General features: G+C 62.0%; 26 protein-coding genes. 15 read left to right on the top strand and 11 right to left on the bottom strand.

Annotated features, from left to right (window positions below):
• Window positions 1-383: 383 nt before the first annotated feature.
• Entirely contained in the window at window positions 384-674 is a 291-nt protein-coding gene (locus tag H7C19_RS10745; RefSeq protein WP_185142654.1) for a transporter, read from the bottom strand.
• Window positions 675-719: 45 nt separating this feature from the next.
• Window positions 720-1,148: a hypothetical protein gene (locus H7C19_RS10750; protein WP_185142655.1), complete on the bottom strand. Its 429-nt coding sequence runs from the start codon at window positions 1,146-1,148 to the stop codon at window positions 720-722.
• 267 nt (window positions 1,149-1,415) lie between these two features.
• Between H7C19_RS10750 and pyrH the strand changes: the two genes are divergently transcribed.
• On the top strand, window positions 1,416-2,150 hold the full coding sequence (pyrH, locus tag H7C19_RS10755; RefSeq protein WP_185142656.1) for a UMP kinase: 735 nt from the start codon (window positions 1,416-1,418) through the stop codon (window positions 2,148-2,150).
• 64 nt (window positions 2,151-2,214) lie between these two features.
• Here pyrH and H7C19_RS34700 read toward each other — a convergent pair whose 3' ends face one another.
• Entirely contained in the window at window positions 2,215-2,313 is a 99-nt protein-coding gene (locus H7C19_RS34700) for a sporulation protein YjcZ (protein WP_313731558.1), read from the bottom strand.
• A 101-nt stretch (window positions 2,314-2,414) separates the two neighbouring features.
• On the bottom strand, window positions 2,415-2,627 hold the full coding sequence (locus H7C19_RS10760; RefSeq protein ID WP_185142657.1) for a TetR family transcriptional regulator C-terminal domain-containing protein: 213 nt from the start codon (window positions 2,625-2,627) through the stop codon (window positions 2,415-2,417).
• Here H7C19_RS10760 and H7C19_RS10765 point away from each other — a divergent pair.
• Entirely contained in the window at window positions 2,619-2,816 is a 198-nt protein-coding gene (locus H7C19_RS10765; RefSeq protein WP_221469176.1) for a hypothetical protein, read from the top strand. The genes H7C19_RS10760 and H7C19_RS10765 overlap by 9 nt on opposite strands.
• A gap of 121 nt (window positions 2,817-2,937) precedes the next feature.
• Here the strand turns inward: H7C19_RS10765 and H7C19_RS10770 are convergent, their stop codons facing one another.
• Window positions 2,938-3,861: a phosphotransferase family protein gene (locus tag H7C19_RS10770; RefSeq protein ID WP_185142659.1), complete on the bottom strand. Its 924-nt coding sequence runs from the start codon at window positions 3,859-3,861 to the stop codon at window positions 2,938-2,940.
• Window positions 3,862-4,073: 212 nt separating this feature from the next.
• On the opposite strand from H7C19_RS10770, the gene H7C19_RS10775 reads away from it, so the two are divergent.
• Genes H7C19_RS10775 through H7C19_RS10810 form a run of 8 tightly spaced genes read left to right on the top strand, consistent with a single transcriptional unit; the run spans window position 4,074 to window position 11,276 of the window.
• A complete protein-coding gene (locus H7C19_RS10775; protein WP_246469428.1) occupies window positions 4,074-4,541 on the top strand; it encodes a hypothetical protein in 468 nt (155 codons plus the stop codon).
• Complete coding sequence (locus H7C19_RS10780; RefSeq protein ID WP_185142660.1) at window positions 4,538-5,560, top strand: CehA/McbA family metallohydrolase; 1,023 nt, start codon at window positions 4,538-4,540, stop codon at window positions 5,558-5,560. Before H7C19_RS10775 ends, H7C19_RS10780 begins: the two co-directional genes overlap by 4 nt.
• Entirely contained in the window at window positions 5,557-6,306 is a 750-nt protein-coding gene (locus H7C19_RS10785) for a glycerophosphodiester phosphodiesterase (protein ID WP_185142661.1), read from the top strand. The genes H7C19_RS10780 and H7C19_RS10785 overlap by 4 nt, the downstream gene beginning before the upstream one ends.
• Window positions 6,303-7,304, top strand: coding sequence for a LacI family DNA-binding transcriptional regulator (locus H7C19_RS10790; RefSeq protein WP_185142662.1), 1,002 nt, complete (start codon window positions 6,303-6,305; stop codon window positions 7,302-7,304). The genes H7C19_RS10785 and H7C19_RS10790 overlap by 4 nt, the downstream gene beginning before the upstream one ends.
• 21 nt (window positions 7,305-7,325) lie before the next feature.
• Window positions 7,326-8,150, top strand: a complete 825-nt coding sequence (locus H7C19_RS10795) for an ABC transporter permease (RefSeq protein ID WP_185142663.1) — start codon at window positions 7,326-7,328, stop codon at window positions 8,148-8,150.
• 31 nt (window positions 8,151-8,181) lie between these two features.
• Window positions 8,182-9,225, top strand: a complete 1,044-nt coding sequence (locus tag H7C19_RS10800) for an ABC transporter ATP-binding protein (protein WP_185142664.1) — start codon at window positions 8,182-8,184, stop codon at window positions 9,223-9,225.
• Between the two features lie 15 nt (window positions 9,226-9,240).
• Window positions 9,241-10,440: an extracellular solute-binding protein gene (locus H7C19_RS10805; protein WP_185142665.1), complete on the top strand. Its 1,200-nt coding sequence runs from the start codon at window positions 9,241-9,243 to the stop codon at window positions 10,438-10,440.
• A complete protein-coding gene (locus tag H7C19_RS10810) occupies window positions 10,437-11,276 on the top strand; it encodes an ABC transporter permease (RefSeq protein WP_185142666.1) in 840 nt (279 codons plus the stop codon). Before H7C19_RS10805 ends, H7C19_RS10810 begins: the two co-directional genes overlap by 4 nt.
• A gap of 87 nt (window positions 11,277-11,363) precedes the next feature.
• Here the strand turns inward: H7C19_RS10810 and H7C19_RS10815 are convergent, their stop codons facing one another.
• Both H7C19_RS10815 and H7C19_RS10820 read right to left on the bottom strand, forming a co-directional pair.
• Entirely contained in the window at window positions 11,364-11,615 is a 252-nt protein-coding gene (locus tag H7C19_RS10815) for a hypothetical protein (protein WP_221469177.1), read from the bottom strand.
• A gap of 540 nt (window positions 11,616-12,155) precedes the next feature.
• Complete coding sequence (locus H7C19_RS10820) at window positions 12,156-12,506, bottom strand: hypothetical protein (RefSeq protein ID WP_185142668.1); 351 nt, start codon at window positions 12,504-12,506, stop codon at window positions 12,156-12,158.
• 156 nt (window positions 12,507-12,662) lie between these two features.
• Between H7C19_RS10820 and H7C19_RS10825 the strand changes: the two genes are divergently transcribed.
• A complete protein-coding gene (locus tag H7C19_RS10825) occupies window positions 12,663-13,400 on the top strand; it encodes a MerR family transcriptional regulator (RefSeq protein ID WP_185142669.1) in 738 nt (245 codons plus the stop codon).
• A gap of 366 nt (window positions 13,401-13,766) precedes the next feature.
• On the opposite strand, the gene H7C19_RS10830 is transcribed toward H7C19_RS10825, so the two are convergent.
• Both H7C19_RS10830 and H7C19_RS10835 read right to left on the bottom strand, forming a co-directional pair.
• Window positions 13,767-14,720, bottom strand: a complete 954-nt coding sequence (locus H7C19_RS10830; protein WP_185142670.1) for a nucleoside hydrolase — start codon at window positions 14,718-14,720, stop codon at window positions 13,767-13,769.
• A 632-nt stretch (window positions 14,721-15,352) separates the two neighbouring features.
• Complete coding sequence (locus tag H7C19_RS10835) at window positions 15,353-15,892, bottom strand: NAD(P)H-dependent oxidoreductase (RefSeq protein ID WP_185142671.1); 540 nt, start codon at window positions 15,890-15,892, stop codon at window positions 15,353-15,355.
• A gap of 212 nt (window positions 15,893-16,104) precedes the next feature.
• Here H7C19_RS10835 and H7C19_RS10840 point away from each other — a divergent pair, with 212 nt between their 5' ends.
• Window positions 16,105-16,485 carry a winged helix-turn-helix transcriptional regulator gene (locus H7C19_RS10840; protein WP_185142672.1) on the top strand — a complete coding sequence of 127 codons (381 nt, stop codon included), beginning with the start codon at window positions 16,105-16,107 and terminating at the stop codon, window positions 16,483-16,485.
• Between the two features lie 32 nt (window positions 16,486-16,517).
• Window positions 16,518-16,808, top strand: a complete 291-nt coding sequence (locus H7C19_RS10845; protein WP_185142673.1) for a DUF6509 family protein — start codon at window positions 16,518-16,520, stop codon at window positions 16,806-16,808.
• Between the two features lie 7 nt (window positions 16,809-16,815).
• On the opposite strand, the gene H7C19_RS10850 is transcribed toward H7C19_RS10845, so the two are convergent.
• Entirely contained in the window at window positions 16,816-17,202 is a 387-nt protein-coding gene (locus H7C19_RS10850) for a DedA family protein (protein WP_185142674.1), read from the bottom strand.
• A gap of 263 nt (window positions 17,203-17,465) precedes the next feature.
• Between H7C19_RS10850 and H7C19_RS10855 the strand changes: the two genes are divergently transcribed.
• A complete protein-coding gene (locus H7C19_RS10855; protein WP_246469429.1) occupies window positions 17,466-19,244 on the top strand; it encodes an ABC transporter ATP-binding protein in 1,779 nt (592 codons plus the stop codon).
• 142 nt (window positions 19,245-19,386) lie between these two features.
• Window positions 19,387-21,198, top strand: a complete 1,812-nt coding sequence (locus tag H7C19_RS10860; protein ID WP_185142676.1) for an ABC transporter ATP-binding protein — start codon at window positions 19,387-19,389, stop codon at window positions 21,196-21,198.
• Between the two features lie 649 nt (window positions 21,199-21,847).
• Here the strand turns inward: H7C19_RS10860 and H7C19_RS10865 are convergent.
• On the bottom strand, window positions 21,848-22,738 hold the full coding sequence (locus H7C19_RS10865) for a LysR family transcriptional regulator (RefSeq protein WP_185142677.1): 891 nt from the start codon (window positions 22,736-22,738) through the stop codon (window positions 21,848-21,850).
• Window positions 22,739-22,853 lie beyond the last annotated feature (115 nt).

Genomic DNA, 22,853 nt, shown 5'->3' on the forward strand with positions numbered 1-22,853 from the left:
TGCATTGGCGGTCGGGGGGCTGGAGCGACAGATGTGCGTATGTAAACTACCTACATTGGCGGTCGGTTGGCTGGGGCGGCGAATGTGCGTATGTAAACTACCTACATTGGCGGTCGGAGGGCGGAAACGGCGAATGTGCGTATGTAAACTACCTACATTGGCGGATGGCGGGCTGGAGCGGCGAATGTGAGGAAATAATGTACCTACATTGGCGGATGGCGGGCTGGAGCAGCGAATGTGAGGAATTAAACTACCTACATCAGCGGTCAGAGCGGGCTTAACCCGCGACAGCCACGTACAGCGATGAGGCTGTTTCGCAGGTCATTTTACGACCTTAGGAGACAGCCTCTTCGCGAGTCTTCGCCGCAGCCATTTGCTCGCGTTTAGAAGCAGGTGAACACTTCGATCCGCTGCAGATCGATACCCGTGTACATCCAGAAGAACCCGGTCCAGCGGAAGCCCGCGACCGACGTTCTCCCGACGAATACGGGGTAGAACCAGAAGCCGGTGCCATTCCGCAGCCAAACGTACGTATTGCGGAACAAGCAGCCGCGGATCGCGCCGGGATCGACGGCGAAGGTCGTCGACAGCGGCTTCTGCGGGACGGTTCGGGGCGGCGGGGACGACGGCGCTTGCAGCGCACCCTGCGGTCCTTGAGGCGGCATGAATGCCATGACGATCAGCTCCTTTCGGATTAGGCGACGCTCGCTTCGCCGGGATTACACCAGCGTGATGGCGAGCAGGTCGAAGAGAACGAGAGGCAGCACGAACCTGCCCGGTCCGAAGCCGAATCCCGGTCCGAAGCCGGGTCCGAAGCCGTGACCGAATCCGGGGCCAAAGCCGGGTCCGAAGCCGGGTCCGAAGCCGGGTCCGAATCCCGGACCGAAGCCGGGACCGAAGCCCGGGCCCGGGAAGAAGCCGCGGGCGGGCTGCTCGATCTGAACGCTCAGGTAGACGATGCCCCGGTGAACATGCGCCAACGTCCCCTCGAAGACATCCCCGTCCAGGGTCTCCACCCGCACATGACGGTCGCCGCAGTGGCCGCAGACTGCGTGCAAGTGATCGCGCAGGGACATCAGGGACTGCGCCATGCTCGGGTCCGCCTTGTATAGCGTGCGGCTCGGTTCGGCCGCGTTGGGCAAGCTCATCGCTAGTACCTCCAATATGCGAGAATCGAACTAAGCCATCATATGCAGATGCCCATGGATAGGTGTTCGCCTGGGGCTGCGCGAACGCCGCGTTGCCTTTGCGGCCGATAGCGTATAGAATAGGTTGAGATCTGAATGGGGGTGGAGACATGAGGACAAGACCGGTCCGAATTCGCGAATCGGCTTTTCCTTTCCGTCCCCCCCTTTCATGGAGGCGCTAGAGCATTTATGCTTTAGCGCTTTTTATTTGGCCTGGAGGTGCTAGGGATGACGAAGTACAGGAGAGTCTTGGTCAAATTGAGCGGCGGCGCGGTAGCGGGGGCGAGCGATTCGGGATTCGATCCCGGCCGGCTCGAGCATATCGCCAGCGAGATTCTGTCCGTGGCGAATCGGGGGCTGGAGGTGTCCGTCGTCATCGGCGGGGGCAATATCTTCCGGGGCAACATGGCGGAAAGCTGGGGGATCGAGCGGGCGGAAGCGGACAATATCGGGACACTCGCGACCGTGATCAACAGCCTGATGCTGCGGGGCGTCCTGAAGGCCAGGACCGACAAGGAAGTGCGCGTCATGACGGCGCTGCCCGTCGCCTCGGTCGCGGAGCCGTACATCCGGCTAAGGGCGGTTCATCATCTGGAGAAAGGCTATATCGTGATCTTCGCCGGCGGCAACGGGCAGCCCTACGTGACGACGGATTACCCTTCGGTTCAGCGGGCGATCGAAGTCGGCTGCGACGCGCTGCTGGTCGCCAAGCAGGGCGTCGACGGCGTCTACAGCGCGGATCCGAAGCTGGACCCGGACGCCCGCAGGTTCAAGACGCTTCACTATAACGACGTCCTGGCCCGGGATCTGAGGGTGATGGACCAATCCGCGTTTATCCTGGCGAGAGATTACGACCTGCCGATCCACGTCTTCAACTTCGACCGTCCGGGCGCCATGGCCGACATCTGCGACGGCGGGCTGAACGGTACGTTCATCGGCGGCCGCGCGAAGCTGGACTACTAACCGAAAATGAAAAAACCGGCACGCGATCTCTCGCGTGTCGGTCGACAGGTGAAGCCTTGCAATCTCAATAGAAACCAGCACGAAGGATAATGACAAGCAGGACGAACAGGACCAGAGCGAATGCTGCGCCGCTACCACCATATCCAGAACAACTGTAACCCACTGCAATCACCACCCGATGCTTATTGTGAGATCGATTACGATGTCACTTCGTCAATATATGCGCGGGTAGCTGTTCGGTAAGTGCACCAGCCTATCCGCGAATCAAGATTCGGCGCGCCGCAGGCAGCACTGCTCCAGGTACGCAGCGAAGCTCGCCCGGTTCGTCCGAACATGCCGGTTGGAGCCTTCCAGCTTGCTCATCATGATGCTTCCTTCCTTTGAGGCGAGGGTGAATCCGGCCAGCGCTTCGACATCCAGATCGTCCTTGAACTCCCCGCGCAGGGCAAGCGGAACGGCTATCTCTTGATGTGCCACCAGGCCGGCGGGATCGTCGGCGCGCTGGTCGGGGGCATCGCCTTCGACGCCTTCGGCAGCTACCAGCTGCTGATCGCCTTGGACCTGGCGATGTGCGCGGCGGCGGCCGGCGGCTATCTCTGGCTGCAGGCGCGGGCGAGCTTCGCCACGGGGGCGCGACCGGTTCAGGCGCCAGGGCATACCGGCTAGGCGGACGACGCGTCTGCGGGGCATCGCCGGCCGGATGGCCGGAGGTCCGGTCTCGCGGCTTTCTCGCTGCCGGTCTCGGAGTTCCGGCTCCCGGTCTCGCGGCGTTCCGACCGAACGCCGGTCAGCCTCCCCGGGCGAGCAGCCCGCGTTTCACCAGCTCGTAACCCTCTCTGTGGTTCTGCTTCGCGTAGAACCGGAGGCCGTCGAGCCCCTTGAAGAGCAGGGCGCACCGCAGCCGTTCGCCGAGCTTCGGGATGTCGCGCCCTTCTCGCGCCCAAGCTTCGCGCACCCGCTCGGGGAACCGCAGCTGCGGATGCCAGAGCTGCTGCGTCGCCAGGTCGAAGACGAAGTCGCCGTACATCGCCATCTCCCAGTCCACGATGCCCGTCACCGCCGGCCCGTCGGCGAGCATGTTCCCCAGATGGAAGTCCCCGTGCACGAGATAGCGCTCCGCAGGCGAATGCCGGACGAGATCCATCATCTCGCCGTAGAGCTCCTCGTAGAGGCCGCGCTCCAGGAAGCTGTCCGCGAAGAGCGCGTGCCAGTCCCGCCAGAATCCGGTCTGCTCCTCCTGGAAGAAGGAAGCGAGGAAGTCCGCCCAGCTCGCGTGCGAGCCGTCGCCCGTCGGTCCGATCCAGCCGTAGCCGCACGTCCCGGCGATCCGGATCAGGTTCATTGTCGCGAACCGTTCGACGAGATCGGGCATCGCCCGCTGCTGCTCCGCTTCCGGACAGCGCGCGATCGATTGCCCCGCCGCCTGCTCGGCAATGGAATAGTACAGCGCGCCGGCCCTGCCGGCGTCCACGATCTTCGGGATCGGGACGCCCGCGGGGCTGAGCGCGTCATACAGGAACTTCTCCTTCTCCGCGCGTTCCCCGTCGCCGCTGAAGTGAACGACATAGCCGCTCGCCCCGTCGAGGAAGCGGTACACCCTGCACAATTCCCCTTGATCGATCGGCTGTACGTCGGACACCTGTCCGGACCAAGCGCCGCGCAGGAAGGCTTCGGCCTCGCGAATGTCCATTTCCGGCTTGAACGACTGCATCTTCGGCGCTCTCCTTTCTGCAACCCTTATCTACCTTATCCTATCCTTCTCGAGGCGAGAGAGGTAGCCCCAGAATACTTTACACACATTTATTACTTCAAAGACATCGTTCTAACATTCGGGCCATACAATGGAACTGTGATATGGGATCGTTCCCATAGGTGACTTTCGCCTAAGGGACCGTTCCCACACGGGAGGAGGCATGCCACGTCATGCGCATGGAGATTATGGGCGAAGCCGGGCCCGACGACGCCCGGACGCATCGCCGTTATCCGTTCGAGCTCCGGGAACCGAGCGACGGCCTTCATATCCGCTTCGCCTATTCGCCGAAGACGCTGGAGGACAGGGAGGAATCGCGCCTGCTCATGGAGCGGAGCATCGCGCTCTACGTCGCGCCGGATCAGCAGGCGCGGGCGCTCGAGAATGTCGACCGGTATTATCCGCTGAAGAATCTGATCACGATCTCGGTAGATGACGGCCGCGGATACCGGGGCGCCTGTCATCGCCATGACGCGGAACAGCGGCTGTTCCTCTCCGAAGAGGAGGCGTCTCCGGGATTGACGAGAGGTCCGGTCGAGCCGGGCCGCTGGTGCGTCACCTTGAGCCTGCATGCCATCGTGACGGCATCCTGCTCCTATCGGCTGGAAGTCTGGACGGCAGAGGAGGGCGAGAACCGATGAGATGGATCGCCTGCGAGCTTCATACGCACACCGCGCACAGCGACGGACGGCAGAGCCTGCCCGAGCTGGCGGCCGGCGCGGCCGCCCTCGGATTCGAATGCATCGCGCTCACCGACCACAATACGATGTCCGGCTTGGCGCAGCGCGAGGAGGTCGAGCGGGAGACGGGGATCCGCATCCTCCCCGGCATGGAGTGGACGACATTCTACGGGCACATGGTCACGATCGGCGCGCGCGCGTTCGTCGATTGGCGCGAGGCGCATCCGCAGCGCATCACGGAGGGCGCGGCGGAGGTGCATCGGCACGGGGGCGTCGCGGGACTCGCGCACCCTTATCGGATCGGCAGTCCGGCGTGCACCGGCTGCTACTGGGAATACGAGATCGCGGACTGGAGCGATCTGGACTATATCGAAGTCTGGTCGGGCACGTGGGCGCCGATCAAGACCGACAATCTGCGGGCCTACGCCCTCTGGACGGAGCGGCTGAACGCGGGAACGCGCATCGCCGCCACCTCCGGACGCGACTGGCACGCGCAGGAGGAGACCGACGAGCCGCTGTCCGTGACCTATCTCGGCCTGGAAGACGAGCGAACGCCGTTCGAGGACGAAGCGGTACGAGCGCTGCGCCGGGGCCGCGTCTCGGTGACGATCGGCCCGCTCCTCACGCTGGAGGCGTCGCAGGGCGGGCGGACGTACGGCATCGGAGACGTCTTAGTCCGCAGTGCGGAAGAGACGGGCGAGCCGATCGAGGTCGGCGTGTCCTTGCAGTTCTCCGCGCGGGAGGGCCGCTGGTCGCTGCCGCCGCAGACGTTCAGCCTGCGCCTCGTGGGCGACGGGGGCATCCTGGCGGAGCGGGCCGTCGATGCGGTCGACGGCGGCTATCGTCTGGAGACCCCGGCCGGCGGGACGACCTGGCTCCGGGCGGAGCTGTGGGGCGTCGTCCGGGGCGCAAGGGCGCTGATCGCCTTCACGAATGCCATCTATTACGAAACGGGCGAGAAGGGAGCGCGGACGCCATGAACGACTTTCCGCTGATCACGGCGCACACGGGCTGCATGGGGACGCTCGACAATTCGCTCCTGTCCGCGCGGACCGCGCTCGCGCTCGGCGCGGACATCGTCGAGGACGATATTCGCGCGACCCGGGACGGGGCGCTCGTGCTGAGCCATGACGACCGCGTTCCGCTGGCGGACGGCAGGGACGGGAGCGTCTCGAGTTTGACGCTCGCGGAGCTGAACGACGGGGCCGCCGAGCCGCTCGTCCCGCTAGAGCCGGTCCTCGGGATGGTGCGGGACGCCGGCCGCCGGATGAATCTGGACCTGAAGGACGATGCCTGCCTCGAACCGGTCGCCCGGCTGATCGGCCGGCTGGAGATGACGGACCGCGTCTTCCTGTCCGGCTGCGGTTACGGCCGGGCGCTCGCCGCGGCGCGGATCGTCCCGCACCTTCGCAAGCTGCTGAATGTCGACGTGCAGCCGTTCCTGTCCGCGATCGGCGTGGAGGCGGGGCTGCATGCGGCGGCGGAAGCCTGCGAGCAGGCGCTGTCGGCGGGCTGCTTCGGCCTGAACGTCCCGTATCCGCTCGCCCGGGAGGAACTGATCGCCCTGGCCGCCGAGAAGGGGTTGGACGTCTACGTCTGGACCGTGAACGACACGGAGGGCATGCGGCGCTGCGTCGATCTGGGCGTGCGGTCGATCACGACCCGCAACGTGGAAGCGCTGGTCCGCCTGCGCGCGGACCGGGCGCGCCCGGAGGCCGGCGAATGAGCCACAACATCAAGGAGATCGCCCTGCTCGCGGGCGTCTCCAAATCGACCGCCTCCCGGGTCATCTCGGGCAAGGGCTATGCGAGCGCCGAAGTGCGGGAGCGCGTGCTGAGCGTCGTGGAGCGCCTGCAGTACAAGCCGAACGCCGTTGCGAGAGCTATGGTCGCGAAGCGGACCCACGATATCGGCGTCATCGTCTTCCGCGACCGGCAGCCGATCGTCTCCCATCCGCTGTATGGCAAGCTCATCGACGCGATCCTGATGGCCGCCGAAGCCCGGGGCTACTCCGTCTTCCTGAAGACGGACCAGGAGATGTCGCTGCGCTCGACGGACTACATGCTGGAGCGGCGGGTCGACGGGCTGATCCTGATCAGCCGGCTGCGGAAGAACGTCATCGACTACGTGAAGAAGTTCAACCTGCCGTACTTGATGGTCAACGGCTCGACGGACGACCCGGACGTCATCCACCTTGTCAGCAACGACGAGGAGGGCGGCGAGCGGGCGGCGGCTTACTTGCACGGACGCGGGCACCGCAAGTTTTTCGTGATTGCAGGCCCGCAGGAGCACCGCAGCCACAATCTCCGCTTGACGGGCTTTCGCAGAGGCTTGGACAGGTTCGGACAGATCGAGGCGGCAGAGGTCGTGTATTCGTCGGAGTCGGATTTCGAATACGGCTCGCGGTTGATGTCGGCCCATTGGGAGGCGTTCGCGCGCGGGGGCTACACGGCCCTGTTCACGACGAACGACATGCTCGCGCTCGGCGCGATGAAGGTGCTGCAGGCGCGGGCGGTGGCCGTGCCGGGACAGGTAGCCGTGATGGGCTTCGACAACGTCGCCTACGCCGGGATGCATACGCCGTCCTTGACGACGGTCCGGGTGGATACGGACAGCATGGGCCGGGACGCCGTGGACATGCTGGACCGCCTCATCCGCCAGGAGGAAGACCTGCCCAAGCTGATCGAATACGCAAGCGAATTGATCGTACGAGAGTCCACCTGACTGGAGAGGAGATGCTGTATCGTGCGTTGGTACTTCGGTGCCGTAGGTCCGCGTCGGATCATCGAGTTTTTGCTGCTGACCGTTTTCGCCGTCTTTTTCGCGGGTCCCCTGTTGAATCTGCTCGTGCTCGCCTTCAGCGGACAGTGGGCTTACCCGCATATGCTGCCCGACCAATGGTCCTTCAAATGGTGGAACTTCGTCCTGCGGAAGGACGATGTCGCGCACTCGATCGGCCTGTCGTTCCTGATAGCCGCCATGGTGACCGCGCTGTCCATCGTGCTGTGCATCCCGGCCGCATACGCGTTTGCCCGGCTGAGATTCCCGTTCAAGCGGTTCTTCCTGTTCTCGTTCCTGCTGACGCACGCCTTCCCGAAGATGGGGCTGTACGTCTCGATCGCGGTGTTGTTCTACCAGTTGAATCTAATGAACACGCTGCTCGGCGTCGTCCTCATCCATATGATCAACGTCCTCATGTTCATGACCTGGATCCCGACGGCGGCGTTCCGCAACGTCCATGCCGCGCAGGAGGAATCCGCGAGAGACGTGGGCGCGACGCCCTTCCGCGTCTTCCGCAGCATCACGCTGCCGATGGCGATGCCGGGCATCCTGGTCGCCTCCGTCTTCACCTTCCTGAACTCGCTCGACGAAGCGCAAGGCACGTTCCTCGTCGGCATTCCGGACTTCAAGACGATGCCGATCGTCATGTACTCGATCATCTCCGACTTCCCGAGCAGCGCGGGCGCCGTCTTCTCGATCATCCTCACGGCCCCGACGATCATCCTGCTCCTCGCGGCCCAGCGGCTCGTGAGCGCGGACGTCATGGCCAGCGGATTCCAAGTGAAATAGGGACACCAGTTCCGGAGAAGGAGGCGTTCACATGAGCGCGCAGCTAGCGGTTCGCAACATGACCAAGCGATACAAGACGGGCGAAGGGGTCACCGGCATCCATCTCGAGGTCGCCAAAGGAGAGCTCGTCACGCTGCTCGGCCCCTCGGGCTGCGGCAAAACGACGGTCCTCCGGAGCATCGGGGGCTTCCTCGAGCCGGATTCGGGCGACATTCTGATCGAGGGCCGCGACGTCACCAAACTCCCGCCCGAGCAGCGGCCGACGTCGATGGTGTTCCAGAGCTACAACCTGTGGCCGCATATGTCCGTCTACGACAACCTCGCCTTCGGGCTGAAGATCCGCAAGATGCCCAAGGCGGACATCCGGGCAGCCATCACGGACGCGCTCCGGCTCGTGCGGCTGCCCGGCGCGGAGAAGAAGTACCCGAGCCAGCTGTCCGGCGGCCAGCAGCAGCGCGTGGCGCTGGCCCGCTCGCTGCTCCTGAAGCCCGCGGTGCTGCTGCTCGACGAGCCGTTCTCCGCGCTCGACGCCAAGCTGCGGCACGAGATGCGGGAGGAGCTCCGGGAGATTCAAGCCCAGACGGGACTGACGATGGTGTTCGTGACCCACGATCAGGAGGAGGCGCTGTCGCTGTCCGACCGCATCGTGGTCATGAATCACGGCCATATCGAACAGATCGCCGCGCCCAGCCAGATCTACGATCGGCCGGAATCGCTCTACGTCGCGCAGTTTATCGGCAAGATGAACTTCTTGGAGGGGGTGGTGGAGGAGGATCGGATCCGCGTAGGCCGGCTCGATTGGCCGAACGATCAGCGCCTCGAAGGACGCGTGAAGGTCGCCGTCAGGCCCGAAGACGTCGGCATCAGGCCTTTGACCGAGGATGGGGAGGGGTTGACCGGGACCATCAAGCAGGTCATGGTCCTGGGGCATTACGCAGATGTATCGCTCGACTTGGGGGAGCACGGCGTCATACGGACGTTCCAGCCCAAGGAAGTCATCAAGACGCTGCAGACGGGTCAGCGCGTCGACGTATCTTTTGCCGGCATATTGGCTTATCCCACTCAAGATCAATGAGGAGATGATGAGAGCATGGTACGCATGAACAAAAGCTTGACGGTATTGTCCGCGGTGACGCTGTCTCTGGCGGTGCTTGCAGGCTGCGGCGGCAAGGATGACGGGTCGAAGAACGCGGCAACGGGGACGGCATCGCCCTCCGGTTCGTCCGCCTCGCCTTCCGCGAGCGCGTCTTCCGGCGATCCGGTCGAATTCCAATTCTACTTCACGGGCTCGCAGAACGTGAAGGATCTGTGGGATACCCTCATCCCGATGTTCGAGAAGGCGCATCCCACCGTCAAGGTCAAAGAAGTCTACGTCCCGCCGGGCACGGGCGCCCAGCCGACCTACGACCGGATCGTCGCGGCGAAGCAGGCCGGCAAAGGCGCGGGCGGCATCGACCTCTACGAGGACGGCATCAACGTCGTCACCCAAGGCGGCAAGGACGACGTCTGGGACAAGCTCGACGCGAGCGCGATTCCGAACCTGGCCAACGTCGCGGCAGCGACGATGGGCGACGTGAACAATCTGGCCGTCCCCTACCGCTCCTCCGCCGTCGTCCTCGCCTACGACAGCGCCCGGGTGAGCGAACCACCGAAGACGATGGATGAGCTCATCGATTGGATTCATAGCCATCCGGAGAAATTCGCCTACAACGACCCGTCCACCGGCGGCTCCGGCAGCTCGTTCGTCACGACGGTCCTCTACAAGGACTTGCCGGAATCGGCGATCCATGACAGCGATCCGTCGATCATGAAGCAGTGGGACGGCGGCTTCGCCGTGCTGAAGGATCTGGGCAAGTACGTCTACGGCAAGGGTATCTATCCGAAGAAAAACCAGGGCACGCTCGACCTGCTCGCGAACGGCGAGGTCGATCTCATCCCGGCCTGGTCCGACATGGTGCTCCAGCAGTTGAACGAAGGCCTGCTGCCCAAGACGGTGAAGCTGCAGCAGATCACGCCGGGCTTCAACGGCGGACCGACCTACCTGATGGTGAACAAGCAATCGGACAAGAAAGAGGCCGTCTATCAATTCCTGGACTTCGTCCTCTCTCCCGAAGCGCAGTCGGTTATCGTCGACAAGATGAATGGCTTCCCGGGCATCGAGCTGACTCATATGCCTCAGCAGATGCAGGATAAGTTCAAAGGCGTCGCCGAAGGCTTCCGCACCTTCAATATCGGCGACCTCGGGACGGAGATCAACAAGCGCTGGCAAAGCGACGTAGCGGCCCAATGAAGAAGAACCTGAGACAAGCGGTATGGGGGCTGATCCTGGTCAGCCCTTCTTTTCTCCTGCTGCTCGTGATCGTCGTCATCCCGATCGGGCGATCGATCGTGTCGAGTCTCGTGAACGAGTCCGGCGGCTACGATCTGAGCCGCTACGCCTTCCTCTTCACGGACAAAGGGATGCGCGCGAACATCCTGTTCACGCTGCGCGTCACCGTCATCTCGTGCGCGCTGGTACTCGCGGTCAGCTACTCGCTCGCGCTGTACATGCGCTTCAGCTCGGGCCGGCTGTCCGAGTGGATTCGCAAGACGTACATGATTCCGCTCTTCATCCCGGGCGTCATCGCGACGTACGGCCTGATGAACCTGCTCGGCAACCACGGCTGGCTCGCCCGCCTGCTGCTACCGCTCGGCATCGACCTGCCGCGGATCATCTTCGATCAGAAGGGAATCATCATCGCCAATCTCTGGTTCAACATTCCGTTCGCCACCATGCTGCTGACCTCCGCGCTCGCGGGCATCCCGGCCTCGATCATCGAGAGCGCGAAGGACGTCGGAGCGGGGCGGCTGCGCATCTTCCTGCAATTTATCTTCCCTTTGTCCTATAAGACGTTCCTCGTGGCTTTGACGTTCGTGTTCATGGGCGTCATCGGCTCCTTCACGGCGCCGTTCCTGCTCGGACCGAACGCGCCCCAGATGCTGGGCGTGTCCATGGAACAGGTATTCGGGGTATTCCGCGAACACGAGCAAGCCGCGGCGATGGCCGTCTTCACCTTCCTGCTCTGCTCCGTCCTCGGCTACTTCTATATCCGCAACATGGCCAAGGAAGAGTCGGGCCGGCTCTAAGACGCCGTGCTCGCCGTGCCTGGCGCGCCTGGCGCGCCCGCAACTGCAACGAACGCCTACGAACGCCGCGTTGTCGTCCGGCGCCGCTCAAGTGGTTGCGGCATCGGACGGCTGCCTGGAGGCGGGCTGCATCCTGGCGTTGAACTCGGTCTGGCGCGCATACGTCCCACCGTTGTTGAACCCGACTTCATACGCCCAGTTGACGAGGCATTCCGACTGAATGAGCTGCAGGTCGGTCATGCCGAAGCGGGTGCGCAGATCCATGAAGTACTGCCGCTTCACCTCCTCGAACGATCGCTGGTTCTCGCGCTTCTGTTGTTCGGCGTCGAGCATATGCATCCCTCCCAATCTATCTATCTCTCATTATGGTCCGATTGTCCGGCTTCTAGACTTCATAGGCACGCCAACAAGCGCCAGGGGCAATATACCCGTGGCGCTTGGGTTTGTTGTATGCTGTTTGCCGTCTGCTGTGCGCGTCGGAACCCATGTAGGTAGTCTACATACGCACATTCGGCGAAACAGTACGTCGGAGCATCATGTAGGTAGTCTACATACGCACATTTGGCGAAACAGCGCGTCGGGGCGTAATGTAGGTAGTCTACATACGCACATTCGGCGAAACGGAGCGTCGGGGCGTAATGTAGGTAGTCTACATACGCACATTTGGCGAAACAGCGCGTCGGGGCGTAATGTAGGTAGTCTACATACGCACATTCGGTGAAACAGTACGTGGGAGCATCATGTAGGTAGCTTACATTCGCACATTCGGCGAAAGAGCGTCCTGTGACGGGAAGTGACGTCTGGCGCCGACGATCGGCTCGTCCATGCGAGCAGCTGCTATTACGTTTGGACGCGAGCGCCTATTCCTTCGCCTGCCAGTCAGCGCATGCGGCCGGACCGGCGGAAGCGGGGCAGAGGCTTGAAGCCGGCGGCCGCCACGAGGTACAGCGCGAGGAGAACGAGGAAGACGTTGAAGTAGCTAGGAATGGCGGCGACGCCTAGATAGAGTCCGCAGGGAAGCGACCAGGCGAACGCCGCATACATGAGCAGCCGCGACCGCAGCGCGGAGGCGACGAGACCTAAGCAGGCGGGGAGGATCAGCATGTAAGTCAAGGCGCGAACCGTCCCCGGTTCGGGCGGATCGGAGGAATACGGATTCCAATAGAGAAAGACGAGGCACGTGAGGATACAGCCTACGGAAGCGGCTATGCCGAACAGGATGGATCTCATGGGAGGGACGCCTCCTTTTGCTCGATTGGTTTCTATTTTACATTAAATGGAGGCTCTGCGTCTTAACCTTCTTCGCCGCTCAATAGGCAAAATGGGTGTTGACTCTCACGTTACGTGATACTCTATAGTGAACGTTGAAGGGAGGCTGTCACCGCGGTGAAAGTCAAAGAAGTCGCCGACCTGGTCGGCATCAGCGTGCGCACGCTGCATCACTACGACGAGATCGGGCTGTTGAACCCGGCGAATACGACGGAATCCGGATACCGCCTGTATGACGACCGGGATCTCGAGATGCTACAGCAGATCCTGTTCTTCCGGGAGCTGGGCTTCCCCCTCAAGAGAATCAAAGAAATCGTCGGCAGTCCGACCTTCGATCGGCAGGCCGCGCTGGAGCTGCACCGCAAGATGCTGCTGGAGAAGCGCGACCGGCTGGACGAGATGATCGCGACCGTCGAGAAAACGATCAAGCACGCTAAAGGAGAGGTTCGGATGACGAATTCGGAGAAATTCAAAGGGTTCGACTTCAGCGGAGGCAATCCCTACGAGCAAGAGGCGCGGGAGCGCTGGGGCGACGAGGCCGTCGACAAGGCGAACGCCAAAGCCGCGAACAAGGAGTGGCAGAACGAGATGGGCGGGAAAATGAACGCGGTCTACGCCAAGCTGGCCGAGCTGCGTCACGTTTCGCCCGAATCCGAAGAGGCGCAAGCCGCGATCAAGGCGTGGTACGACCTGCTGAACGAGATGGGCACCTATTCGCTGGACGCGTTCAAAGGACTGGGACAAATGTACGTCGACGATCCGCGCTTCACGAAGAACATCGACCAATTCGGGGAAGGACTGGCCGTCTTCATGCGCGACGCGATGGCGGCCTACGCCGATCGGAACCGGCCTTAGTCGGCCACCGATCGTGCCCTGCCGACCACAGGCTCATGGGCGCACGGCCATTCAGTCTTGAGCTAGCGGCGAACCGGCGATAGGCCAGCGGCCAACCTGCCAAAGGCTACCGGCCATAGGCGATCACTAAAAAGGCCTTAGGCTAGCAGCGAACCAGCGTTTGGCCAGCGGCCAACCCGCCAAAGGCTAGTAGCTTACCGGCCATAGAGAACTCAGCAACCCGGCCTTAAGCCGAGTTGCTAACGGCCCCCACCGCGACGACAGGCATCAAGCCGCGCCAACGGCGACAAGGCCCGCTGTCCGACGAACCGTCGGAGCAGCGGGCCTTGTCTTTGCTTGCTACGCTTGAAAAAGGTGCAACTGCCCTTAGATGAACGCGGCCAGCATCTTGCCGACGGCGCGCTCCGCGTCGACGTCTACGCTGACTTGGATCGGCGCGCCTACGATCGGATTGCGCCGCAAGTCCGCCACCGTCATGCCCGCGCACAGCGCGCTCTCGCACTCGACCTTGACGTGCATCGTCTGGTTGACGACGATCCCCGGCTCTTCCGCGACGAGAACGGTCAGCGGATCGTGCATCGGCGCCGAATCGATGAAGTAGTTCGAGCCCCGGTAGAACTCGAAGTAGAACGGGAGCGACGCGCAGATGAAGTCGACGATCGCGCGGTTCTCCTCGCGGCACGTCCGCTGCAGGAAATCGAGGTGCTGGCGGTTGATGTTCGTCTTCATCGTGACGTCGAGGCCGACCATCGTGATTGGCAGGCCCGAAGCGAAGACGAGGTCCGCCGCTTCCGGATCGCCCCAGATGTTCGCTTCGGCGACCGGCGTCACGTTGCCCGGCGCATGAACGGTGCCGCCCATGACGTAGACGTGCTTGATCTTGCCGGCGAGGGCCGGGTCCTTTGCCAAAGCGTGGGCGACGTTCGTCAAGCGGCCCAGCGTGACCAGGACCAGCTCGCCGCCGAGTTCGCCCGCTTTGCGGACGATGAAGTCGTCGGCCTTCTCCGCCAGCGGCTGCTGGGTCGCGGGCGGGAGCACGGCGTCGCCGATGCCGTTCGCTCCGTGCACGTTGGTCGAGAAGCCCTCGAGCTTCCGCTTGAGCGGCTTGTCCGCGCCCGGGGCGACGGGAACTTCATACGGCGCGCCCGCCAGTTGAATGATGCGAAGCGTGTTGTCCGTCGCTTGGGCGACGTCGATGTTGCCGAAAACGGTCGTGATGCCCTCGACGCGCAGCCGCGGCGACTTCAAGGCGTACAAGATGGCGAGTGCGTCGTCGATGCCGGTGTCGGCGTCGATGATGATCTTCTGAATAGGATTCAAGGGGTTGGCTCCTTCTCATGCCTAATATCCGTTGCGCATACAGGCATTATAATACGCCGGGAACCTCCGCACCAGCGGCCAAGCGACCGCCGCAGCCCGCCGCTGCGCGAGAGCCGATCGGATGCAGCCCGTCCGGCCCTCTAGACCGGCGTCCGATCGTAGAAGTCGCTGCCGGATTCGCTACCGCATTGATTGGCCGCCTGTCCCCGCCATGAACGCATGAGCAAAGACCCACCCCGCGATCCCAAGCGGCTTGCCATTGGCGAATTCACGTGCGCATAGCCGGAAGTGAGGAAGATTTTACTGCACATTGGCGCATTTAGGGGCGCATAGTCGGATGAGCGGAAGATTTTACTGCACATCGCCGCATTTACGGGTACATGGCCGGAAGTGCGGAAGATTTTACTTCACATCGCCGCATTTACGGGCGCATAGCCGGAAGTGCGGAAGCTTTTACTGCACATTGGCGCATTCTCCGGCACATGACCGAATCGCACATCCCCGCATTCTGATGAACCGAATCGCACATCCCCGCATTCTGATGAACCGAATCGCACATCCCCGCATTGTAATGAACCGAAAAGGAATGGCTTGCTTCCGGATCTCCTGCCCCTGACGCAGCCAGCCGCCGCTTAATGGGCGGTTGCGAGAACGGGCGTACGGACGTAAGCCGCATAGCGGAGCGCTTCCTGCGCGAGCTCGCCGTCCGAGAGATGGGCGGCGCCGTAGCTGACGAAGATGGGGAGGTACGTGCCGTGACAGCGCATGATCGTGTTCTGGATCGACCGCAGCAGCTCTCCCACCGTGAACGCGTTGTAGCCGCCGGGCTGGTAGCCGTTCTCGGGGCCGCCCGTCGTCGTGGCCATCACGAACTCCTTGCCCTTCAGATGCTCGCCGCCAGGTCCGAACGCCCAGCCGTACGTGAACACGTCATCCATCCATTTCTTCAGGAGAGGCGGACAGCTGTACCAGTAGAACGGAAACTGGAACACGATCCGGTCGTATTGGAGCAGCTGCCGCTGTTCCTTTTCCACGTCGATGCGCCAGTCGGGATATTCCAGATAGAGATCGCGAACGTCGACATCCGCATGGCCTTGAAGCGCATCTGCCAACGCCTGATTCGCGCGGGAATCCTTCAAATTGGGGTGCGCTACGATTACCATCGTTTTCATGAGACATCTTCCTCCCTGGGGTTTGGATCGTTTTCGCTTGCATGGCCCCATTATGAGACGGAAGGTCGTTCATTGTGAAGTACGCTCTTTTATCGTACATAGTCCTGAAAAACGTACTAAGTATGAATAGTCGTCGTACTGTCGCAAATCCGCATACTCTGGTACATTAACAGGAGACGATAAGACCGCGGAAGCGAAAGGAGGCGGGGAACATGCCCGAGCGCACGCACGATTCTCCGGAGACCCAAGGGGTGCTGGCTACGCTTACGGCGATCGGCGGGAAGTGGAAGCCGTTGATCCTGTTCATCCTGCTGCAGGAAGGGACCAAGCGGTTCGGAGAGCTGCGCCGCCTGCTCCCGGAGGTCACCCAGGGCATGCTGACGAATCAGCTGCGGGAGCTGGAGCGGGACGGACTGGTCGTACGCACGGTCTATCAGGAGATTCCGCCCAAAGTCGAATACGCCCTCTCCAAGCACGGGAAGACGCTCGCGCCGGTCCTGGGCGACATGTGCACCTGGGGGTTTCGGCATCTCGACTTTCTGAACGGCGTGGAAGGCGCGTATGGATCCTCCCGTCCTTCTGGTGTAGAATAAGAGACCGATCGATAACCGAGGAGGCAAGAACCGTGAATATTACGGAATACAGCGCGGAGTTGGTCAAGGACCCGTTCCGGATCCTGTCCGGCAAGCGCTATGAATTTCTGCTCGATCTGGACGTGGATGAGGAGGACGAGCTGTATAACGAGAACGGCGTATACGTCAAAGTGGTATTCAAGGTGGATGAAGACAAGTCCGGGATCGTGACGTACCACCTGATGGAGAAAACGACGAACCGGTACCTCGATTTCGATCTCGAAGCCGAGGAAGAGGCCGAACTTGCCGAGTTCTGCAGGACGCATCTGCCGGAGGAAGACTGAACGGCGTTTATTTGCCGGCGAGCAGCCGCTTGCGCGAGGCGAAGGTCGGGATCGAGTTCAGGCTCCAAAGGAGTGGAACCAGCCGGCAGAACAGCACCGTCCATGCGCCGTACTTGGCGAACCAGTCGTTCGCCTTCAGGGTGTCCTTCGGCGTCAGGCGCAGGATTCGGCCGTTTCGCTCCACGATCCGCTCCAGCCGCTCCATGTTCAGCAGCCGACCGGCCCCGTACAGCAATATCGCCCCGAGACGGACCCCCAGCGTAGACGATACGATGATCACCGCCATCGCATTAACACCTGATGAGATCGGCGGGAAGAGATACTCCAAGGCGATGAGCAGTAAGATACCCATGAAGCCGTACGCGTCCATCAACTCGGTAATCCGCTGTACCATTTCTTGCCCCCCTGTTTCGCCTTTTCGATGATTCAGACTCAGATTCCGATCAATCGGGCCCTCCCATTCCGGGAGTCTGCGCCATCGGCAAAGGTCCTCGCTTTGAACGGATTGATCGCTTCCCGGCGGTTTCCTCCTTCGCCCCAATAGTTGGCCGCCTCCAGATAACCATGACGGTGAAGGCAACCGTACAAGGCGCCTGTCGAAAAAATAGTGCGAACCCGACAAGAAATGCCAGTCAGCTTCGTCTATAATAGGAGGGCATGTCATGCTCGCTCATCCGAATCGAGGTGGAATCTTTGTCCTTCGTAACGCGGCTTCAATGGTTTTTTAGAGAGAGATGGGGCAGCTATGCGCTGGCGATCGGGCTCATGACGATCGTCAGCCTGCTAACGACGATCCCGCCCAAGCTAATCGGCAACACCGTCGACCATATTCGCGACGGAGACTTGACGCGCGCGGGCTTGACCCAGACGGTCTTGATTCTGGTGGGACTTGCCCTGCTGCTGTACGGAATGGTCTATGTGTGGATTACGACGTTGTTCGGCAACTCGGCGCTGATCGAGAAGCTGCTCCGGGGGCGCATGCTCGGCCATCTGACGAGAATGACGCCTTCGTTCTACCAGCGCAACAGTACGGGGCAGCTGATGGCCCTGGCGACGAACGACATACTCGCCATCGGGCAGACGGCCGGCTACGGCGTCATGACGCTGGTGAACACGCTCGTAGGCGCCACGGTCGTCATCGTCACGATGATCTCCTTTATCGACTTCAAGCTGATGCTCGCGGCGCTGATCCCGCTGCCCTTCCTGGCGGTCGTGATCAACCGGCTGGGCCGCAAAGTGCGTGTGCGCTTCATGGAGGCGCAGGCCTCGTTCGGCCGGATGAACGAGCATGCGCTGGAGTCGATCTCCGGCATCCGCGTTATTCGCTCGTACGTGCAGGAAGACGCCGACCTCGCCGCGTTCGGCCGCGTCACGACGGAGGTCATGAACAAGAACAAGCAGGTATCCAAGCTAAACGCGCTCTTCCAGCCGCTCATCTCGCTCATCGTCGGCGTGAGCTACTCCATCGGGATCGGCTACGGCTCATACTTGGTCATCGAACAGCAGATCACGCTCGGGCAATTGATCTCTTTCAACATCTATCTGGGCATGCTGATCTGGCCGATGATCTCATTCGGCGAATTCATCAACGTACTGCAGCGCGGCAGCGCCTCCGCGGACCGGCTCGAGACGGCGCTCTCCCAGGAGCCGGATATGAAGGACGCCGACGCGCCGGTCGACGTCGCGATCCCCGCGCAGATCGAGATGAACCATCTGACGTTCACTTATCCGACGGCGGCCCACCCTAGCCTCTCGGACGTCTCGTTCAAGCTGGAGCGGGGAGAGACGCTCGGCATCGTCGGGCGGACGGGGAGCGGCAAGAGTACGCTGCTGAAGCAGCTGCTGCGCCAATACCCGGTCGATCCGGGGCAGCTCCTCCTCTCGGACGTCTCCGTGGAGCGCATCGCCATCGACCGGATGAAGAGGTGGGTCGCCTACGTGCCGCAGGAGCATCTGCTGCTGTCCAAGTCGATCCGCGACAATATCGCGCTCGGCAAGCCTGAAGCTACAGAGGCGGAGATCGCGAAGGCAGTCGAGATGGCCTCGTTCACGGAGGACATCGCGGGCATGGCCCAGGGGCTGGATACGATCGTCGGCGAGAACGGCGTCATGCTGTCCGGCGGGCAGAAGCAGCGTCTCGCGATCGCCCGGGCTTTGCTCGTGGATTCGGAGATCCTGCTGCTGGACGACGCGCTGTCCGCGGTCGACGCCCGCACGGAGGCGCGCATCCTCCGGCACATCCGGCAGGAGCGCGCGGGCAAGACGACGCTGATCGCGACGCACCGGCTGTCCGCCGTCAGCCACGCGAACTGGATCCTAGTACTGGACGAGGGACGCGTCGTCGAGGAAGGCACGCATGAACAGCTGCTGCTGTTCGGCGGCTGGTATAGGGAGCAGTGGGACCGGCAGCAGATGGAAGCGAGTCTTGAAGAGTGAGCGCGGGCGCGCGCGGAGAGAAGAAGCGTACTGACGCGTCTGAGTAGAAAGGATGAGACGTTCATCCTGGCCGAATAGTAAGCAATTAAAGTTCGCATATAGATCTTATGAATAATGGCGACCCTGACCTAGGAGGCTGTTCATGAATTCGAAGCAATCCACGGCGAGACGGCTGCTCGGGTACGCGCTCGCCTACAAGTTCCGGATCGCGGGCGCGCTGCTCCTGCTTGTCGTCGCCGTCGGCGCCGAGCTTGGCGGACCGTATATTACGAAGACCATCATCGACCGCCATCTGACGACGAACGGGACGAGCGGCGACTGGTCGGCCGTGCTCGGGCTGCTCGCCCTGTACATGGGGCTGCTCCTGGCCGCGAGCGTGTGCAATTACTCGCAGTCGTATCTCCTGCAGTCGACGGCGCTCCGCATCATCCGGAACATGCGGATGGACCTCATGGGCCATATTCACCGCATTCCGCTGCGCTACTTCGACAACACGCCGATCGGACAAGTCGTCTCCCGGATCGCCAACGACACGGAAGCCGTTCGCGACCTGTTCATGAGCTTCATGGCGACGTTCGTCGTGAGCCTCATCCAGCTCGCGGGCATCTTCGTCGCCCTGTTCATCCTGGACGCGCGGCTGGCGTTGTTCTGCCTGCTGCTGCCGCCGCTATTCGCGATCATCATGGCGGTTCATCTGAAGTACTCGAAGGTGTTCATCACGATCATGCGCGCCCGGCTCAGCGATATGAACGCCATGATCAACGAATCGATCACCGTTATGCCGATCATTCAGGCGTTCCGCCGCGAACGGAAGACGCGCGAGGAGTTCGAGTCGCTGAACGTGGACCGCTACGTGAACCAGATCAAGCAATTCCGCGTCTTCTCCCTGTCTTCCCGCAATATCGTAGGCACGATCGGAAGCTTGGTGACCGCGATGGTCATCTGGTACTTCGGCGGCGAGTCGCTCGCGACGGCGGCTTTCTCCTTCGGGGTGCTGTATGCGTTCATCGACTACCTGGGCCGGATCTTCCAGCCGATTATCGGGATCTTCGATCAGTTGACGAACGCGCAGCGGGCATTCGTATCGGCGGACAAAGTGTTCGCGATCCTGGACATGGAGGGCAAGGAGGTCGAGCAGGCGGACGACGCCGCTCGTCCGGAAGGGGTCGTGCGGTTCCAGGACGTGACCTTCGCCTACAAGACTGGGGAGAATGTGCTGAAGGGCATCTCCTTCGAAGCCCGCCGGGGCGAGACGGTCGCGTTGGTCGGCCACACCGGCTCCGGCAAGAGCTCGATCATGAACCTGCTGCTCGGGTTCTACGAGCCGGATCAAGGCGTCATCACGATCGATGGCCGCGACATCTCCACGCTGTCCAAGCAGGAGCTCCGCAAACACATGGGCATCGTGCTGCAGGATCCGTTCCTGTTCGCCGGCGACATCAAGTCCAACGTCAGCCTCTACAACCCCGACATCACGATCGATCGCGTAAAGCGCGCGCTGGCGGAGGTTGGGGCGGCAGCCTTCGTCGAGCAGCTGCCGAACGGCTACGACGAGCAGGTGGTGGAGCGGGGGAGCACGCTGTCCTCCGGTCAGCGCCAGCTCATCTCCTTCGCCCGCGCCTTGGCGTTCGATCCGTCCATCCTCATCCTGGACGAGGCGACCGCCAGCATCGACAGCGAGACCGAAGGGCTGATCCAGCGGGCGCTCCAGGTCGTCAGCCACGGACGGACGACGCTCGTTATCGCGCACCGGCTGTCGACGATCCGGGAGGCGGATCAGATCCTCGTGCTGCATCGAGGCGAGATCGTCGAACGGGGCAACCACGACGAGCTGATGGCGCTGCAGGGCCGTTATTTCAAGATGTATCAGCTGCAAAAAGGGGAGAAGCCGGCGGTCGGTTCTCCGGCAAGCGCCACTTGGTCGGAGAGATCCGCAGCGATCGTCTCCGACTAAGCGGCGCGGTGGCGAGGTCCTGCCGTGATCCTACGACAGGACCTCGATTCGCTGGGTGCCGGGTTCCCTTCGGGCGAGCAGAAGTTTTGACCGTCGCCCGTCCTTGTCCAGATGGCCTAAGGCAACGATTCTCCAGAGCAACAGCCCTCGTATGCGGGCTAAAGCCTAAACAGGCGAACGTCCGAGCCCGGACAAGGTAAGCGCATTCAAAAAGCGAGCAAAGCGTTAAAAAACGGAGCGAAACCTCGGTTCACCCGGTTCGATCGGCGGAATAGGCTTTTTTTGTCGAAATATGAATAGTCAGAATATTTGAATAATAATTGTCCGTCGGCTATAATGAAACCAACCAAAAGGAAAGGGGATAGTCCAATGGGCCAGGAAAGCGAAGCATATCCGGGGATGGAGAAAGCGCAGCAATTACTCCGCCCAGCATCTGCTTGACTCGGCGGCACGGATATGCGGGAACTCAAGAAGCAGTTCGCCAGTTCGCAGGACGAATCTCCAATACCTAAGATAGGAGCGTAAAGGAAAAATTGAATAGCGAGGATGAGGAAGGATAGGGCGCCCGGTTATCAGCTGTTAACCGGACGCCCTATTACTGTGCGTTTTTTGGTCTCCTGCGAATGGAGGGGGGCGCCTAGAACAAGTCCTAGAACAAGTCGATGAAGCGCCGAGCGCGCTTGGAGAGATACCGGTCCTTCAGCCAGACGATACCGACGTCGGATTCGAAGCCGGCGCTGGCCAGCTCGAACATCCGGATATCGGTCAGCGGGAACGAAGTCAGGACGGACTTCGGCAGAAGGGTCGCGCCGATGCCGGCCGCCACGAGCGCGAGCGTAATGGCGACGCTCGAGCATTCGCAGAGGACGCGCGGCGCAAGGCCCGCGTCGGCGAACGCCCGCATGACGCTCCCGTGCATAGCGACCGTCCGTTCCGTCTTCAGCGTGATCAGCGGGTGGCCGGCGAGCTCGTCCAGGCTCAGGCGGTGCGCAGAGCCGTCCGGCCGCAGCGTCCAGGAGCGGGGGACGAGGGCGACGAACGGATCGGAGGGCAGGGGCTTCACGGCGTAGCGGTCGGATTCGCCGGGCGCTTCGAAGGGGAGGCGGGCGACCACGAGTTCAATCTCCCGCTTGTCGAGCTGCTCGCCGAGCAGGAAGTGGTCGCCTTCCCGAATCTTGAAGGTGACGAGCGGATACTGCTCCCGGAACTTGCGGAGCGTGTCGGGCAGCAGGGAGATGCAGGAGACGACGGCCCCGACTGCGAGCACGCCCTGCACGCCTTCGTCCAGCTCCTGCACTTCCTTCAGGCTCTCGTCGAATTGGTGCAGCAGCTGCTCGGCCCGCACGCGCAGCAGCTCCCCGGCGTGCGTCAGCTTAAGACGCTTGCCGCTGCGGTCGAACAGCGTAACGCCAAGCTCCTGTTCCATGAGCTTGAGCTGCCGGCTCAGCGGGGGCTGCTCCATATGGAGCAGCTTGGCCGCGCTCGTGACCTGTCCTTCTTGCGCCACCGTCAGGAAGTAGCGAAGCTGTCGCATATCCACCGAGTGCCGCCTCCTTTCGAATCCATACCTTAAGAGTATGTTTGAAGTACAAAACAGATATTTCAAATATACAATCGGTTGGCATACGATACAACTAAGCGTATATCGTCCGAGG

The organism is Cohnella nanjingensis (assembly GCF_014212125.1).
Classification (GTDB): Bacteria; Bacillota; Bacilli; order Paenibacillales; family Paenibacillaceae; genus Cohnella; species Cohnella nanjingensis.

Excerpts from the sequence above, each read along its gene's own strand:
- H7C19_RS10745 (WP_185142654.1), bottom strand. The coding sequence starts at position 674 with ATGGCATTCATGCCGCCTCAAGGACCGCAGGGTGCGCTGCAAGCGCCG.
- H7C19_RS10750 (WP_185142655.1), bottom strand. The coding sequence starts at position 1,148 with ATGAGCTTGCCCAACGCGGCCGAACCGAGCCGCACGCTATACAAGGCG.
- pyrH (WP_185142656.1), top strand. The coding sequence starts at position 1,416 with ATGACGAAGTACAGGAGAGTCTTGGTCAAATTGAGCGGCGGCGCGGTA.
- H7C19_RS10765 (WP_221469176.1), top strand. The coding sequence starts at position 2,619 with ATGTGCCACCAGGCCGGCGGGATCGTCGGCGCGCTGGTCGGGGGCATC.
- H7C19_RS10770 (WP_185142659.1), bottom strand. The coding sequence starts at position 3,861 with ATGCAGTCGTTCAAGCCGGAAATGGACATTCGCGAGGCCGAAGCCTTC.
- H7C19_RS10775 (WP_246469428.1), top strand. The coding sequence starts at position 4,074 with ATGCGCATGGAGATTATGGGCGAAGCCGGGCCCGACGACGCCCGGACG.
- H7C19_RS10780 (WP_185142660.1), top strand. The coding sequence starts at position 4,538 with ATGAGATGGATCGCCTGCGAGCTTCATACGCACACCGCGCACAGCGAC.
- H7C19_RS10785 (WP_185142661.1), top strand. The coding sequence starts at position 5,557 with ATGAACGACTTTCCGCTGATCACGGCGCACACGGGCTGCATGGGGACG.
- H7C19_RS10790 (WP_185142662.1), top strand. The coding sequence starts at position 6,303 with ATGAGCCACAACATCAAGGAGATCGCCCTGCTCGCGGGCGTCTCCAAA.
- H7C19_RS10800 (WP_185142664.1), top strand. The coding sequence starts at position 8,182 with ATGAGCGCGCAGCTAGCGGTTCGCAACATGACCAAGCGATACAAGACG.
- H7C19_RS10805 (WP_185142665.1), top strand. The coding sequence starts at position 9,241 with ATGGTACGCATGAACAAAAGCTTGACGGTATTGTCCGCGGTGACGCTG.
- H7C19_RS10810 (WP_185142666.1), top strand. The coding sequence starts at position 10,437 with ATGAAGAAGAACCTGAGACAAGCGGTATGGGGGCTGATCCTGGTCAGC.
- H7C19_RS10815 (WP_221469177.1), bottom strand. The coding sequence starts at position 11,615 with ATGCATATGCTCGACGCCGAACAACAGAAGCGCGAGAACCAGCGATCG.
- H7C19_RS10820 (WP_185142668.1), bottom strand. The coding sequence starts at position 12,506 with ATGAGATCCATCCTGTTCGGCATAGCCGCTTCCGTAGGCTGTATCCTC.
- H7C19_RS10835 (WP_185142671.1), bottom strand. The coding sequence starts at position 15,892 with ATGAAAACGATGGTAATCGTAGCGCACCCCAATTTGAAGGATTCCCGC.
- H7C19_RS10840 (WP_185142672.1), top strand. The coding sequence starts at position 16,105 with ATGCCCGAGCGCACGCACGATTCTCCGGAGACCCAAGGGGTGCTGGCT.
- H7C19_RS10850 (WP_185142674.1), bottom strand. The coding sequence starts at position 17,202 with ATGGTACAGCGGATTACCGAGTTGATGGACGCGTACGGCTTCATGGGT.
- H7C19_RS10855 (WP_246469429.1), top strand. The coding sequence starts at position 17,466 with ATGTCATGCTCGCTCATCCGAATCGAGGTGGAATCTTTGTCCTTCGTA.
- H7C19_RS10860 (WP_185142676.1), top strand. The coding sequence starts at position 19,387 with ATGAATTCGAAGCAATCCACGGCGAGACGGCTGCTCGGGTACGCGCTC.